The following is a 14,534-nucleotide window of genomic DNA, read 5'->3' on the forward strand; positions in this document are numbered from 1 at the left end:
CCCGATCCTGTCCCATCGCGTTCAGGCTGCACGGCTGAACAGCGCCGGTTTACCCGGCTCCCGGCCTTCGTCCAGCGCTATTTTATGCGCGCGGCAAAGGCGTTTGCGGCCGAAAGCACGGCTTTGACCGATGCCGTAGCGACATCCGTATCGGTGCCCACGCCAAAAATCGTCGTGCCATCGGGCGCGCGGCATTCGACATAGGCGGCGGCGTTCACATCTGTGCCCGCGCCGATTGCATGTTCGCTATAATCGGCGACCTCCAGCGCGATTCCCAGTTCGTCGCGGATGGCCGCCAGCACGCCTGAGATCAGGCCGTTGCCGCGCCCGGAAATCGAGCGTTCGCCACCCTCGAAGCCGATCTTGCCCACGAACACCCGGTCGCCCGCCGCGCCGCTCTCCTGATAGTCGACCAGCTTGTAGGGCTGATCGGCGCCCAGATGATAATGCCGCTCGAACGCGCCCCAGATGTCGGCGGCATTCAGCTCGCGGCTGCTCTCGTCGGCCAGCGCCTGCACCACGCGGCTGAAATCCGCCTGCATGCGCTTGGGCAGCTTCAGCCCCTTGTCCTGTTGCAGCACCCAGGCGACGCCGCCCTTGCCGGACTGCGAATTGACGCGGATCACCGCTTCATAGTCGCGGCCCAGATCCTTGGGGTCGATGGGCAGATAGGGCACGTCCCAGATGAGGTCGTTGCGCGCTTCCTGCGCGGCGAACCCCTTTTTGATCGCATCCTGATGGCTGCCGGAAAAGGCGGTGAACACCAGTTCGCCGGCATAGGGATGGCGCGGGTGGACGGGCAGCTGATTGCAATATTCCACCGTCTGGATCACCTCGTCAATGTCCGAGAAATCCAGCCCCGGGGCCACGCCCTGCGTGTACATGTTGAGCGCGACGGTCACGAGGTCGCAATTGCCGGTGCGCTCGCCATTGCCGAACAGGCAGCCTTCGACGCGGTCGGCGCCGGCCATCAGGCCCAGCTCCGCCGCCGCGACACCGGTGCCGCGGTCGTTATGCGGATGGAGCGAGATGACGACGCTGTCGCGCTTGCTGATATGGCGGCACATCCATTCGATCTGGTCGGCATAGATGTTGGGGCTTGCCGCCTCGACCGTCGCGGGCAGGTTCAGGATCAGCGGCTGTTCGGGCGTCGGCATCAGGATGTCCATCACCGCTTCGCAGCATTCCAGGCTGAAATCCAGCTCGGCGGTGGAGAAGGTTTCCGGGCTATATTCGAACAGCCAGTTGGTGTCGGGTTGCTTGGCCGCCTCGTCCCGCAGCCATTTGGCCGCATCGATGGCGATCTGCTTGATTTGCGGCCGCTCCATGCCGAAGACGATGCGGCGCCAGGCCGGCGACACGGCGTTATAGACGTGGACGATGGCCTGCTTCGCGCCCTTCAGGCTCTGGAAGGTCGTTTCGATGAGGTCGCGCCGGGCCTGGGTCAGCACCTGCACGGTGACATCGTCGGGAATGCGCCCGCGCTGGACGAGGCCGCTGATGAAATCGAACTCGGTCGCGCCGGCGGAGGGGAAACCGACCTCGATTTCCTTCACGCCCACGCGGATCAGCAGGTCGAAGAAGCGCTGCTTCTTTTCCGCGTCCATCGGGTCGATCAGCGACTGGTTGCCGTCGCGCATGTCGGTGGAGAGCCAGCGCGGCGGCTGCGTGATGGTGCGCGATGGCCATTGGCGGTTGGGCAGATCGACCTGCGGAAAAGGCCGATATTTCTGCGAAGGATCAGTCAGCATCATGGAAACGGGTAGTCCTGCTTGAGCGGGCGCGGCACACATGGGGTGCCTGGGCCCGATTGTCACGGCTTGTCGATGAAAGGTGCCCTCAGGCGTCGGGTGCGCCGCACAGGGCAGCACCGATCGTCACGCCCAAGGGCGTGTAAGTCGTAGCAGGGGGAAAAGCGCGCGCTGCATGATGGCCTGCCTTTAGCGGCAAACATTGCCCCGCGTCCAGTCGCTTCTTGCCGAATATGTCGTTTTTTGCGGGAATATGCGGCTTTTGGAAAGCGTGCTCAGGCCGGCGGGAAGGCGTGCGGTCGAGGCCCATCGGACGGCGCTGAAAAGAGCGGCAGCACGGCCAGCGGCGCCGAAAGGCGCATTGCCGGCCGTGCTGCCGCCTGTGTCAGGTCACTTCTGGAAGGCTGCGACGATCTTCAGCTCGATCTCGTCGCCGACCATCGGCACGCCCATGGTCATGCCGAAGTCGCTGCGCTTGACCGCGGTGGTCGCCGAGAAGCCGATATTTTCCTTCTTGTTCATCGGGCTGGCGCCGGCGCCATAGAATTGCGCGTCCAGCGTCACCGGCTTGGTGATGCCCTTGATGGTGAGGTTGCCGGTGATGTCGGCGGTGGTGCCCTCAACCTTCACGCCGGTCGAAACGAACTTGGCGGTGGGGAATTTGGCACCGTCGAAAAATTCCGGCTTCATCAGATGCTCGTCGAGCGCGGGGACGCCGGTGCGGATGTTGGCGACCGGAAACTCGACCGAAACGGTGGCGGCGGACGGGTTCTTGGGGTCCAGCGTCAGCGTGCCGGTGGGGCCGGCGATCACGCCCATATTGTTGGTAAAGCCCATATGGTCATAGGCAAAGAGTATCTGGGTATGGCCGCCATCGACCATATAGGTGCCGCCAGTGACTTTCGACGGATCGGCCGATCCGGGTTTGCCGCCCTGGGCATAAAGGGTGGCGCTGCCGGCCATGACGATCGCGACGGCCGCCGGAATCAGATATTTGCGCATAGGGGTCTCCTCTCTGGGATGAACAGTAACATCGAAACGCCGTCATGGAATAGGTGGCGCCCCGGACTTGTTCCAGATGCGAAACAGGAAACGGATCGTTCCAGTCCGGCATCGCCCGCAGATGCCGCTTCGTCCTGCGTTCGCCGACGGGCGTCGTTTCAGGGCCGGTTGATCGACAGATTGGCGGAATAGCCCACCAGGCGCGTCGTGCGCGGGCTCTGCCGAAACAAGAAGGGGGCGGCAATGGATGCCGCCCCCGCCAGAATGAACAAGACCAGAAGGTCCATCGTCATGCTGCTTGTGTGGAAAGCATAGGCCGATCAGTTCTTTTCCTGATCCACCAGCTTGTTCGCGCCGATCCATGGCATCATGGCGCGCAGCTTGGCGCCGGTCTGCTCGATCGGATGGGCGGCGGCCAGCTTGCGCGCGGCCTTGAGTTCCGGCTGGCCGGCGCGATTGTCCAGCACGAAGCGGCTGACGAAGCGGCCGGCCTGGATGTCTTCCAGAACGCGCTTCATCTCGGCCTTGGTCTCGCTGGTGATGATGCGCGGGCCGGTGTGGATGTCGCCATATTCGGCGGTGTTCGAGATCGAGTAGCGCATGTTGGCGATGCCGCCCTCATACATCAGGTCTACGATCAGCTTCACTTCGTGCAGGCACTCGAAATAGGCCATTTCGGGGGCATAGCCCGCTTCGACCAGGGTTTCGAAACCGGCGGTGATGAGGTGGGAAAGGCCACCACACAGCACGGCCTGCTCGCCGAACAGGTCGGTCTCGCACTCTTCCTTGAACGTCGTCTCGATGATGCCCGAGCGGCCGCCGCCAACGCCGCTGGCGTAGGAGAGGGCAACGTCATGGGCATTGCCGGTCGCGTCCTGATGGATGGCGATCAAGCAGGGCACGCCGCCGCCGCGCACATATTCGCTGCGCACGGTGTGGCCGGGGCCCTTGGGCGCGATCATGAACACGTCGATGTCGGCGCGCGGCTCGATCAGGCCGAAATGGACGTTGAGGCCATGGGCGAAGGCGAGCGCGGCGCCGGGGCGCATATTGGCGTGGATGTCGTCGGCATAGATCGCGGCCTGATGCTCGTCGGGCGCCAGGATCATCAGCACGTCGGCCCACTGGGCGGCGTCGGCATTGGCGAGCACCTTGAAACCGGCGCCCTCTGCCTTCTTCGCGCTGGCGGAGCCGGGGCGCAGGGCGATGGCGACTTCGGCCACGCCGCTGTCGCGCAGGTTCTGGGCATGGGCATGGCCCTGGCTGCCATAGCCGACGATTGCGACCTTCTTGCCCTTGATGAGGCCGATATCGGCATCCTGATCATAATAAACGCGCATGACAATATTCCTTTCTGGTCCCCCACAGCGACGGGGGGTGGTTAGGATGGAGGGTGGTGGAATGGAAGGCTCGATGCCCGGATCGGGCGCCGGGAACGGCTCAGATCGGTTCCTTGCCGCGAATGAGGCCGACGACGCCGGTGCGGCCAACCTCGACCAGGCCGATCTGGCGCATCAGGCTGACGAAGGTGTCGATCTTGTCGGTCGGTCCGGTGATCTCGAAGATGAAGCTCTCGATCGTGGTGTCGACCACCTTGGCGCGGAACACGTCGGCCAGGCGCAGCGCCTCGATCCGGTCCTCGCCGGTGCCGGCCACCTTCACCAGCGCCAGCTCGCGCTCGACATAGGGGCCGTTGGCGGACAGGTCCGTCACCTTGTGGACCGGCACCAGCCGGTCGAGCTGCGCGATGATCTGGTCGATCACCTTGGGCGGGCCGTTGGTGGCGATGGTGATGCGGCTGATCATATGGTCCTGGGTGATGTCGGCCACGGTCAGGCTGTCGATATTATAGCCGCGCGCGGTGAACATGCCCGCGATCCGCGCCAATATGCCCGCCTCGTTCGAAACCGTCAGCGACAGGACATGCCGCTCATTCTGTTCTTCCTTGATATGCATCAGTCCTTGCTTTCGTCCTGCGCGGGCGTGGTGTCGTCATGCCGCAGCGCCATCATGCCGGTGAAGGCGTAATGCCAGCCGCCGTCCTGCCGATGGGCGATGCGGACGGGGAAGCCGGCAATGGCGTCGAACACGCGGGCGAGCGCTTCGCCCACATAACGCGGGCTCACGAGCAGGCGGCCGATCCGCCGGTCGTGATATTCAAAGCCCTCGTCCAGTGTCACTTCCCATTCCTCATTCATGTCGTCCACATGATCGACCGTCCAGCCGATCAGGTCTTCAAAGCCGGTTTGCCGTTCGAAATCCCATGGTTCGCTGACGCGGATGCGCAATTTGAGATGCGCGGTCATTGTCCTGCCGCCATGTTCTGGCCCTCCCCCGGCGATTGGTTATCGCGCGGGATTTCAGACCAGCGCTTTCGCCTCGTCCGTCATGCTGCCCGATACATGGCTCGGGTCAAGCAGCATCTCGGTATGCGCCGCGCCCGAAGGGATCATGGGGAAGCAGTTGGAAAGCTTGGCCACGCGGCAATCGACCATCACCGGGCCCGGCGTGTCCAGCATCCGGCGGATGCCCGCTTCCAGATCCTGCGGCCCTTCGATGCGGATGCCCGTCCAGCCATAGGCTTCGGCCAGCTTCACGAAATCCGGCAGGGAATCGCTGTAGCTGTTCGAATAGCGGCTTTCATAGGTCAGTTCCTGCCACTGGCGGACCATCCCCATATATTCATTGTTGAGGATGAAGATCTTCACCGGCAGGCGGTACTGGCTGGCCGTGCCCAGTTCCTGGATGTTCATCTGCACCGATGCGTCGCCGGCGATGCAGACGACCAGCGAGTCCGGATTGCCCATCTGCGCGCCCATGGCGGCCGGCAGGCCATAGCCCATGGTGCCCAGCCCGCCCGACGTCAGCCATTTATTGGGCGCGTCGAAATGGAAATGCTGGGCCGCCCACATCTGATGCTGGCCGACTTCGGTGGAGATGATGACATCCTTGCCGCGCGTCGCCGCGAACAGGTCCGCAATGGCGCGCTGGGGCATGATGTCCTGGCTATCCTCGGGATAGTCCAGGCTCTTGCGCGCGCGCCAGCCCTCGATCCGCGCCCACCATTCGGAAAGGTCGGCGGCCTTGTGCCCGCGCTGCTTCCACAGGGCGATCATGTCTTCCATCGCGCTGCCGACATCCGCCAGGATGGGCAGGTCGACCTCGACCGTCTTGTTCATCGAGCTGCGGTCGATATCGACATGGATTTTCTTGCTGCTGGGGCTGAACGCATCCAGCCGCCCGGTCACGCGATCGTCGAAACGGGCGCCCAGGCACACGACCAGGTCCGCGCGGTTCATCGCGAAATTCGCTTCATAGGTGCCGTGCATGCCCAGCATGCCCAGCCACTCCGGCGCGGAGGCGGGGAAGGCGCCCAGACCCATGAGTGTCGAGGTGACGGGCGCGCCCGTCAGCGCCACCAGTTCGCGCAGCAACATGCTCGCTTCCGGCCCGGCATTGATGATGCCGCCGCCGGTGTAGAGGATCGGGCGTTCGGCCGCCGCGATCATCTCGACCGCTGCATCGATCGCACGGGCATCGGCCTTCACCTGCGGACGATAGCTGGGATGCTCCAGCGGCGCGGGCCGGGCATAGGGCGCGGTCGCAACCTGGACATCCTTGGGGATGTCGACAACGACGGGGCCGGGGCGGCCGGACGTGGCGATATGGAACGCCTCATGCAGCACCGGCGCGAGGCGCGCGGGCGACTTCACCAGATAATTATGCTTGGTGCAGTGGCGCGTCAGGCCGACGGTGTCGGCTTCCTGGAACGCGTCCGTGCCGATCAGATGCGTCGCGACCTGCCCGGTGATGACGACCAGCGGGATCGAATCCATCAGCGCGTCGGTGATGCCGGTGATCGCATTGGTCGCGCCGGGGCCGGAGGTGACGAGCACGACGCCGGGTTTGCCGGTCGAGCGGGCATAGCCCTCCGCCATGTGCGTCGCGCCCTGTTCGTGGCGCACGAGCACATGCTTGATCTTGGGATGATTGTAGAGCGCATCGTAGATGGGCAGCACCGCGCCGCCCGGATATCCGAACACGACTTCGACACCCAGATCGACCAGGCATTCGCACAAGATGTTCGCGCCGCTCAATTCGGCCACGGGCCATTCCTTCATCATAAAAACAGGTTTGCCGCGACCCTTGGGACAAGCCATGGGCGAAGGCAAGGCGGACGCCACTACGCGTCACAAAATGACGTGTCAACCATTATTTGTGAAATATTCTTGCTAATTTTACCGCCGTCTTGTTATCAATCATTCCATATTCCCGCCGCCAGTCCGGCGGTGGCTGATTGGTAAACCAGGTATATTGCCGTTTCGCATATTGCCGGGTGGCGATGCGGCCGCGTTCCACCATGGTGTCGCGATCGATGTCGCCGGCAATCCATGCCGCGATCTCCCGCACGCCGATGGCGCGCATGACCGGCAGGTCGGGGGCCAGCCGGCGCGCGATCAAGGCGCGCACTTCGTCCACCGCGCCGCCATCGACCATGGCTTCGAAACGCATGTCGCAGCGCGCCACCAGCCAGTCGCGCGGCGGCAGCAGCAGCAGCGGGGTGAGCGTGATGCCGTCGCCGATCCCGCCCATCTTGCGCTGCTGCCATTGGCCCAGCGTGGTGCCGGTCGACCGCACCACTTCCAGCGCGCGGGCGACCCGGGTGCTGTCCGCTGGGTTGAGCCGGGCGGCGGCCTGCGAGTCTTCACGGGCCAGGGCGGCATGCGCCTGCGCCACCGGCAGCGCGCGGACGTCGGCGCGTATCTCCGGGTCGATCTCCGGCACCGGCGCGATGCCGTCCAGCAGCGTGCGGATATAAAGGCCGGTGCCGCCGGCAAGGATCGGCAGGCGCCCCTGAGCATGGGCATCGGCGATTTCTGCCCGTGCATCGGCGGCCCAGCGCGCGGCCGAGCAGGCCAGCGACCCGTCGATATGGCCGAAGAGCCGGTGCGGCGCGCGCGCCATCTCCTCCGGGGTAGGGGCGGCGGAGAGGATCGGCAGGTCGGCATAGACCTGGCTAGCGTCGGCATTGATGACCGTGCCGCCGGTCGCCTCTGCCACCGCGAGGGCAAGCGCGCTCTTGCCGCTGGCGGTCGGCCCGGCAATAAGCGCGACCGGCGGACGGGATTCGCCTGATATCGGTTCGGGAGTGTTCATGTTCGTCGCGACCTTAGTGGCAAGCTCGATGCTGGGGCAGGGGGAAATCGCAGCGGCGCATGATGCGCTGGCGGCGGCCGGCTGCGCGCCCGGCGCGATGCGCTGGATTGACGAGGGCATTGCCGCCGACATCCCCTTCGCCACCGATCCGGTCGCGGCCCGCGCGGCCATTCCGCCGGCGCGGATGGGCTATGATGTCGTCATCCAGGCCGAAGCGACGCGCGCCAAGCGGCTGCTGGTCGCGGACATGGATTCGACCATGATCACCGTCGAATGCATCGACGAACTGGCCGACTATGCCGGCATCAAGGCGCAGATCGCCGAAGTGACCGAGCGGGCGATGCGCGGCGAACTGGACTTTGCCGAAGCGCTGCGCAGCCGCGTGGCGCTGCTCGCCGGGCTGGATGAAGCGATGATCGACCGCTGCCGCGAGGAACGCGTGCGGCTGATGCCCGGCGCCAAGGCGCTGATCCGGACGATGCGGGCGCGGGGCGCGCGCACGGTGCTGGTGTCGGGCGGCTTCACCCGCTTTGCCGAGCCCGTGGCGGCCGAGATCGGTTTCGACCGGGCTGTCGCCAATGTGCTGGAGATCGCCGACGCGCGGCTGACCGGATTGGTCGGCACGCCTATTGTCGACGCTGCGCGCAAGCAGCATGAGCTGGAGCAGGCGATTGCCGACCTCGGCATCGATCCGGCGCTCAGCCTCGCCGTGGGCGATGGCGCGAACGACATTCCCATGATCCGCGCCGCCGGCCTTGGCGTCGCCTATCATGCAAAGGAAAAGACCCGCGCCGCCGCCCATGCGGAGGTGGTGCATGGCGATCTTTCGGTGCTGCTCTACGCGCAGGGCATCGCACGGGCGGCGTGGGTGGCGGAGTAGGGTTGGTTATTCCGCGTTGCGTTCATGCCATGATATTCTGATCGTCTTTGATCGGGCACCGTCTTTTCTCGCGCCTTTTCATGCGCGGATTTGCCAAAATGAAGACGGGCCGAAATGAAGATGGGCCGAAATGAAGATGGATCGTGTGAGGCGAGCCACAATTGTCATTCCCGCGAAGGCGGGAATCCATCTCCCGCACCTGACCTTATCGTGCAATGTTAGGAGATGGATTCCCGCCTTCGCGGGAATGACAAAAGATTATGGTTCCGTTCGCCCCTAAATCTTCTTGGGAATGCAGTCCGCGCCTGAAGCCTTGATCGCCCGGCACAGCTTTTCCGCATCCGCCTGGCTGGCGATCGGGCCGGCTTGCAGGCGGGTGACGTTCCCGGCTTTCTCAAGATAGGATTGATAGCCCGACAGGCCCGAAACCTTGCCCTTGAGGCTGGACCACAGCGTCTTCGCGCGGGCGTCGTCGCTGAACGCGCCGAGCTGAACACGCCAGTTGCCGGTGCGGGCTGGAGCCGGGGCGGGTGCGCGGGCCGGGGTGGTGGCTGTAGCGGGCTTTGCCGGCACGGGCGTGGCGGCGGGCCTGGGGGCCGGCTTGGCTGGTGGCGTCGGCGCCGCCGTTGCGGTCTTCACCGGCGGCCTTGCGACCTCGGATGGCGGGGGCGGCGCAGCCTTTACCGGGCGCGGCGTTTCCCGGACCACCGGCGCACCGGCGGCCGGATTGGGCACAGGCTGCGTGGCGGCCAGCAGGGCCGTCTTTTCGCTGCGTTCCATGTCGGCGGCGAGGGTCAGGCCCTTTTGCCGCTGGTCGGCGGGGATGAAATTGTCCATCTGCTTCAGGCTGTCGGCGGCCTGGGACAGGCCGGAGGCCGACGCGCGTGTCATCAGCGCATAGGCGCGCGGCCAATCCTTGGCGATGATGTCGCCGTTGAACAGCGCGGTGCCGAGCAGATATTGCGCCCGCGGCTCGCCCCGTGCGGCGGATTTCTGGATATAGGGCAGCGCTTCGGCGCGCTTGCTCTGCTGGAACAGCAGCAGGCCGTAATTGTCCTGCGCGCGCAGATGCCCCTGCGCCGCCGCCTTGCGATACCAGTCGAGCGCGACATTGACGTCGATGGCGGGCACGCCCCGGCCCAGCTTATAGGCCTGCCCCATGTTGAACTGCGCATCGGGATCGCCGGCCGTGGCCAGCGGGCGCCATTCGGTGACGGCCTTCACATAGTCGCCCTGTGCCCATGCATCGACGCCCGCCTTCACATCGGCAAGTGCCGGCACGCTCATCGCGGCGACGGCAACGCCCAGCGCCAATGTCCAGCCTGAACAGATATGCTTCATGGATCGCGCTCCAATACAACGCCTCAATATCAGTCTTGCAGAAACACCAATATACTTAACATTGCGTTATCCGTGATGCTTTCTCCTGCAGGATCTTTCCGCCCCCGGACATGCCGTGCCGATGTGCTTCGGGCCGATTAACCAAATCTTAGGCGGCGGCATGGCACCCATGGCGATATTACCGGATTTCCTTTGGGGGGATGGCGTGCGCGTACTGGCTCTTGCATCGCAGAAGGGTGGCTCTGGAAAGACCACCCTGTCAGGCCATCTGGCCGTTCAGGCCCAGAGGGCAGGGGCTGGCCCCGTCGTCCTGATCGACATTGATCCGCAAGGGTCGCTGGCCGATTGGTGGAACGAGCGCGAGGCGGATTATCCCGCCTTTGCCCAGACCACCGTCGCGCGGCTGGCCGCCGATCTGGAGGTGCTGCGGCAACAGGGGTTCAAGCTGGCCGTTATCGATACGCCGCCGGCGATCACCGTCGCCATCCAGAGTGTTATTAGCGTCGCCGAACTGATCGTGGTGCCGACCCGCCCCAGCCCGCACGACCTGCGCGCCGTGGGCGCCACCGTCGACCTGTGCGAGCGCGCGGGCAAGCCGCTGATCTTCGTGGTCAACGCCGCCACGCCCAAGGCCAAGATCACCTCCGAAGCCGCCGTCGCCCTTTCCCAGCATGGCACGGTCGCGCCGATCACGCTGCACCACCGCACCGATTTCGCCGCGTCGATGATCGACGGGCGCACGGTGATGGAAGTCGATCCCAACGGCCGGTCGGCCAATGAGGTCGTGCAGTTGTGGAACTATGTCTCGGACCGGCTGGAAAAGAATTTCCGCCGCACCGTCTTCGCCGTGCCGCAGCATGGCGCGGTAGCGGCCGGCGCAGCGCGCCCGCTCGGCGGCTTTGGCCGTCGCATCGTTGGCCAGTGAAGGGGGTTGAACCAATGGCAGAGCCCAAACCCTTCTCTTCGCTCACCTCCGGACTGCTGGCCCGCAAGGGCGGGGCAAAGCCGGCCATGCGCCGTCAGGTGTTCGGCGGCCTTGCGGGCGACCTTTCCGCCATGCACGGCCAGGACGATCTTGGCTGGAACGACATGGGGGAAGAGGATACGCATTACAGCGATCCCATGGCGGTTGTCGGCCTGACGCCGATGCCGCATGCCGCCCAGCCCATTCCGCAGGTGGTGGAACAACGCCGCGCACTGGAACAGCGCGTTTCGGCGCCAGTTATCGCACCCGTGATTGCATCGTCTGTTGCTGCCCCGCCCGTCGCGGTGGAGCCTGTCGCAGCAGAGCCCGCCCCGCATGTCGCGGTGGAAGTGATCTTGCCGGTTGAGGCCGCTCCTGCGCCTGTCGCGCGCGTCAGGGCGCCGGTCGCCAAAGGCATTCTGCGCAAGGCGAAGGCGGCCTTCACGCTGCGGCTGGACCCGGCACGGCATCTGCGCCTGCGGCTGGCCTGTGCGGTCGGCAACCGGTCCGCGCAGCAGATCGTGACGCAGGCCCTGGACGAATATCTGGAGCGCCAACCCGATATCGAGGCGCTGGCGAGCCATGTGCCGGGCGAAGGTGCCCAATGACGAATGCAAGCAATCACAAGGTGGACCGGACCGTGACAAGCCATGCCTTTCTGAGAATGGCGGCATCTTCGCTGATCGTCGCCACGACCCTTGCCGGATGCAGCGGCAATGCCACGCAGTCGCGCATCGCCAGCACGGCCAATCCCGACCGCAAGGCGGGCGAGCTTGCGGCATCGGCCGAACGCGCGCTGGCGAAACAGGATGCGGTCGCCGCGGTGCAGGCGGCGGAGGCCGTTGTGGCCATGACGCCGCGTGAAGCCGGCTATCGCGTGCTGCTGGGCCGCGCCTATCTTGCCGCCGGGCGTTTCGCTTCGGCGAAGACGGCGCTGTCCGACGCGATGACGCTGGGCGCGGTCGACGCCAAGACGATCGTCAGCCTGGCGCTGGCGAAGGTCGCGAGCGGAGAGCCCGCGGGCGCCCGCGACCTGCTGGCCGAACATATGGATGTCATCCCTGCCTCCGACTATGGCCTTGCCATGGCGATGGCCGGCGATCCGCTGGAAGGCGTGCGCATCCTCTCGCATGCGATCCAGGAGCCGGGCGCGGGCGCCAAGGCGCGCCAGAACCTGGCCTATGCCTATGCGCTGGCGGGCCGCTGGCGCGACGCGCGGATGATGGCGGAAGCGGACCTGGCCCCGGTTGCTGCCGCCCAGCGTGTCGCCATGTGGGCGCAGACGGCCGAGGCCGGTGCGGAACCCTATCGGGTCGCCGCGCTGATCGGCGCAAAGGCCGGCATCGCCGATCCCGGCCTGCCGCAGCAGCTGGCGCTGGTCGATCAGTCCCTGGTCCAGATCGCGGTCGCGCAAACGCAAGCGCCGGCGACGGCCCCCGAAATCGCGCAGGAGACTGCATCTGAAGCGGCGCCGGACGCTGAACCCGAGGCTGCGCCAAGGGCCGTTGCCATGGCCCGCGCGGAACCGGCCGCGGCCGCTGTGGAAGCGCCGCTGATCGCCGCCGATCCCACGCCCGCCCGCGAAGCCGCGCCGATTGGCCGCGCCCAGATTGGCCGGGCCTATGCCAGGGCGATGCGGCTCACCGCGCATATCCAGACAGTCGCCTATATCCGGCCGATCACGAACAGCGCCAGCAACTGGGTGGTTCAGGTCGGCGCTTATGACAGTGCGGCCATCGCCCGGGAAAAGTGGCAGATGATGGCGCGTTCCAGCTTCTCCGGCTTCCAGCCCGTGAACAGCACCGTGACGGTGGACGGCAGGCTCTACCATCGCCTGGCCCTGTCCGGCTTTGCCGGCCGCGCCGATGCGGACCAGATGTGCGCGAAGATTCGCAGCCGTGGCGGCAACTGCTTCGTGCGGCAGACCGGCCCGGAGGCCAAGGTTCAGAACTGGGCCGCCGCAAAATTCAAGAGCACAAAGTTCATGGGCAGGCAGATCGCCATGCGCTGATCGCGCGCCTTCTCCATTCTCACCCCGGAAGGGCGGCGGCTCCTTTACAGGAACTGGCCGCCCTTCATGATTTTGCGGACCCGGCCCTGTACCGGCAGCCGGTCGAACGGGGTATTGCCCGCCGCCGCCGCCATCTTGCCCGAATCGACGATCCATGGCGTTTCGGGGTCGATGAAGATGAGGTCGGCGGCATGCCCGGGGATGAGGTCGCCGGCATTCACGCCCAATATCCGCGCCGGATTGGCGCAGAGCATGGCCATCAGCCGGTTCATCGTCACCCGCCCGTCACGCACCAGATTGAGCGACAGGGCAAGCAGCGTCTCCGCGCCCGCCATGCCGGGGCTGGCGTCCGCGAAGGGCAGGCGCTTGTCCTCCGGTCCGCGCGGATCATGGCTGGAGGTGATGACGTCGACGGTGCCGTCGGCCACCGCCGTCAGCGCCGCCTGCCGGTCCTCCTCGCTGCGCAGCGGCGGCGAGAGGCGGGCGAAGGTACGGAAATCGGTGACGGCCGCGTCGGAGAGGAACAGATAGGCCGGGCTGATGCCGCAGGTGACGCGCAGCCCTTCCTGCTTCGCCGCGCGGATCAGGTCGAAGCCCGCCGCCGTCGAGACGATGCGGAAATGGATCGCCGCGCCGGTCTCCCGCGCCAGCATGATGTCGCGCGCGATCGCCATCGCCTCGGCGCAGGCCGGGGCGGAGGCAAGGCCAAGGCGGGTCGCCGTCTCGCCGCGCGTCGCCACCGCCTTGCTGGAAAGGCCGCCATCCTCTGCATGGGCGATGACGGTCAGGCCAAGCCCGCTGGCATAGGCCAGCACCCGCAGCATGACGCCCGAATCCGCGATCCATTGCCGCCCGGTGCCCACGGCCTTCGCGCCCGCCGCCTGCATCATGCCGATTTCGGCCAGTTCCGTGCCGGCCAGCCCGCGCGTGGCGGCGGCGATGGGATGCACCCAGAAATCGGGCTTCCCCGCGCGCGTCGCCTGGCGGATGAGGCCGGCGTCATCGAGCAGCGAGGACTGGTCGGGCATCAGCGCCGCACGGGTGATCCCGCCGAAATGAAAGGCCGGCTTGTCCGTGCTGAACACGCCCAGATCGACAATGCCCGGCGCAACGATCAGGCCGGCGGCGTCGATCGTCCCGGCATCCGCGGGCACATCGACGGTGCCGGAGGCAAGGATGCGGTCGCCCTCGATCAGGATCGTGCCGGGCGTGATCTGACTGGCTGCCGGATCGGCGATGCGCGCATTGATGATGGCGAGGCGGGTCATCGGTTGGCCTCCGCTTTAGGGAAACCGTTCGGGCTGAGCCTGTCGGAGCCCCGTTCTTTCTTTTGAAGCGGAGTACAGTCCTTCGACAGGCTCAGAGCCTGCCCCGGACTTGATCCGGGGGCGAACGGGAAGAGGGCTCGGCTATCGGGGAACGAGAAGC

The 14,534-nt window shown here is 65.9% G+C and carries 14 protein-coding genes; 4 read left to right on the plus strand and 10 right to left on the minus strand.

Annotated elements, in window-relative coordinates; genetic code table 11:
* Positions 1-77: 77 nt before the first annotated feature.
* The 8 genes from leuA to miaA form a co-directional block, all read right to left on the minus strand.
* Complete coding sequence (gene leuA, locus WFP78_RS13885) at positions 78-1,754, minus strand: 2-isopropylmalate synthase (protein ID WP_336963344.1); 1,677 nt, start codon at positions 1,752-1,754, stop codon at positions 78-80.
* Between the two features lie 387 nt (positions 1,755-2,141).
* Entirely contained in the window at positions 2,142-2,753 is a 612-nt protein-coding gene (locus WFP78_RS13890) for a YceI family protein (protein WP_336963347.1), read from the minus strand.
* Positions 2,754-2,911: 158 nt separating this feature from the next.
* Complete coding sequence (locus WFP78_RS13895) at positions 2,912-3,040, minus strand: hypothetical protein (protein ID WP_336963350.1); 129 nt, start codon at positions 3,038-3,040, stop codon at positions 2,912-2,914.
* A gap of 33 nt (positions 3,041-3,073) precedes the next feature.
* Positions 3,074-4,093, minus strand: a complete 1,020-nt coding sequence (ilvC, locus tag WFP78_RS13900) for a ketol-acid reductoisomerase (RefSeq protein WP_336963353.1) — start codon at positions 4,091-4,093, stop codon at positions 3,074-3,076.
* 100 nt (positions 4,094-4,193) lie between these two features.
* On the minus strand, positions 4,194-4,709 hold the full coding sequence (ilvN, locus tag WFP78_RS13905) for an acetolactate synthase small subunit (protein WP_336963356.1): 516 nt from the start codon (positions 4,707-4,709) through the stop codon (positions 4,194-4,196).
* On the minus strand, positions 4,709-5,059 hold the full coding sequence (locus WFP78_RS13910; RefSeq protein WP_336963358.1) for a hypothetical protein: 351 nt from the start codon (positions 5,057-5,059) through the stop codon (positions 4,709-4,711). The genes ilvN and WFP78_RS13910 overlap by 1 nt, the downstream gene beginning before the upstream one ends.
* A gap of 54 nt (positions 5,060-5,113) precedes the next feature.
* Positions 5,114-6,859 (minus strand): acetolactate synthase 3 large subunit, encoded by a 1,746-nt coding sequence (locus WFP78_RS13915; protein ID WP_336963360.1) that lies wholly within the window; start codon positions 6,857-6,859, stop codon positions 5,114-5,116.
* Between the two features lie 106 nt (positions 6,860-6,965).
* Entirely contained in the window at positions 6,966-7,910 is a 945-nt protein-coding gene (gene miaA / locus WFP78_RS13920) for a tRNA (adenosine(37)-N6)-dimethylallyltransferase MiaA (protein ID WP_336963362.1), read from the minus strand.
* On the opposite strand from miaA, the gene serB reads away from it, so the two are divergent.
* Positions 7,909-8,790 (plus strand): phosphoserine phosphatase SerB, encoded by an 882-nt coding sequence (gene serB / locus WFP78_RS13925; protein WP_336963365.1) that lies wholly within the window; start codon positions 7,909-7,911, stop codon positions 8,788-8,790. The two genes, miaA and serB, sit on opposite strands and share 2 nt — an antisense overlap.
* A gap of 276 nt (positions 8,791-9,066) precedes the next feature.
* Here serB and WFP78_RS13930 read toward each other — a convergent pair whose 3' ends face one another.
* A complete protein-coding gene (locus WFP78_RS13930; protein WP_336963368.1) occupies positions 9,067-10,131 on the minus strand; it encodes an SPOR domain-containing protein in 1,065 nt (354 codons plus the stop codon).
* A 205-nt stretch (positions 10,132-10,336) separates the two neighbouring features.
* Here WFP78_RS13930 and WFP78_RS13935 point away from each other — a divergent pair, with 205 nt between their 5' ends.
* Genes WFP78_RS13935 through WFP78_RS13945 form a run of 3 tightly spaced genes read left to right on the plus strand, consistent with a single transcriptional unit; the run spans position 10,337 to position 13,106 of the window.
* The gene (locus WFP78_RS13935) at positions 10,337-11,056 is read left to right on the plus strand and encodes a ParA family protein (protein ID WP_336963580.1); all 720 of its coding nucleotides are present in this window, start codon (positions 10,337-10,339) and stop codon (positions 11,054-11,056) included.
* Between the two features lie 14 nt (positions 11,057-11,070).
* Positions 11,071-11,703, plus strand: a complete 633-nt coding sequence (locus tag WFP78_RS13940) for a hypothetical protein (RefSeq protein WP_336963371.1) — start codon at positions 11,071-11,073, stop codon at positions 11,701-11,703.
* Positions 11,700-13,106, plus strand: coding sequence for an SPOR domain-containing protein (locus tag WFP78_RS13945; protein WP_336963374.1), 1,407 nt, complete (start codon positions 11,700-11,702; stop codon positions 13,104-13,106). The genes WFP78_RS13940 and WFP78_RS13945 overlap by 4 nt, the downstream gene beginning before the upstream one ends.
* Positions 13,107-13,150: 44 nt before the next feature.
* Here WFP78_RS13945 and WFP78_RS13950 read toward each other — a convergent pair whose 3' ends face one another.
* Entirely contained in the window at positions 13,151-14,374 is a 1,224-nt protein-coding gene (locus WFP78_RS13950; protein ID WP_336963377.1) for a dihydroorotase, read from the minus strand.
* Positions 14,375-14,534: the final 160 nt, after the last annotated feature.

This window comes from Sphingobium aquiterrae, assembly GCF_037154135.1.
In the GTDB taxonomy this organism is placed as follows: Bacteria; Pseudomonadota; Alphaproteobacteria; order Sphingomonadales; family Sphingomonadaceae; genus Sphingobium; species Sphingobium aquiterrae.

Excerpts from the sequence above, each read along its gene's own strand:
- leuA (WP_336963344.1), bottom strand. The coding sequence starts at position 1,754 with ATGATGCTGACTGATCCTTCGCAGAAATATCGGCCTTTTCCGCAGGTC.
- WFP78_RS13890 (WP_336963347.1), bottom strand. The coding sequence starts at position 2,753 with ATGCGCAAATATCTGATTCCGGCGGCCGTCGCGATCGTCATGGCCGGC.
- WFP78_RS13895 (WP_336963350.1), bottom strand. The coding sequence starts at position 3,040 with ATGGACCTTCTGGTCTTGTTCATTCTGGCGGGGGCGGCATCCATTGCC.
- ilvC (WP_336963353.1), bottom strand. The coding sequence starts at position 4,093 with ATGCGCGTTTATTATGATCAGGATGCCGATATCGGCCTCATCAAGGGC.
- ilvN (WP_336963356.1), bottom strand. The coding sequence starts at position 4,709 with ATGCATATCAAGGAAGAACAGAATGAGCGGCATGTCCTGTCGCTGACG.
- WFP78_RS13910 (WP_336963358.1), bottom strand. The coding sequence starts at position 5,059 with ATGACCGCGCATCTCAAATTGCGCATCCGCGTCAGCGAACCATGGGAT.
- serB (WP_336963365.1), top strand. The coding sequence starts at position 7,909 with ATGTTCGTCGCGACCTTAGTGGCAAGCTCGATGCTGGGGCAGGGGGAA.
- miaA (WP_336963362.1), bottom strand. The coding sequence starts at position 7,910 with ATGAACACTCCCGAACCGATATCAGGCGAATCCCGTCCGCCGGTCGCG.
- WFP78_RS13930 (WP_336963368.1), bottom strand. The coding sequence starts at position 10,131 with ATGAAGCATATCTGTTCAGGCTGGACATTGGCGCTGGGCGTTGCCGTC.
- WFP78_RS13940 (WP_336963371.1), top strand. The coding sequence starts at position 11,071 with ATGGCAGAGCCCAAACCCTTCTCTTCGCTCACCTCCGGACTGCTGGCC.
- WFP78_RS13945 (WP_336963374.1), top strand. The coding sequence starts at position 11,700 with ATGACGAATGCAAGCAATCACAAGGTGGACCGGACCGTGACAAGCCAT.
- WFP78_RS13950 (WP_336963377.1), bottom strand. The coding sequence starts at position 14,374 with ATGACCCGCCTCGCCATCATCAATGCGCGCATCGCCGATCCGGCAGCC.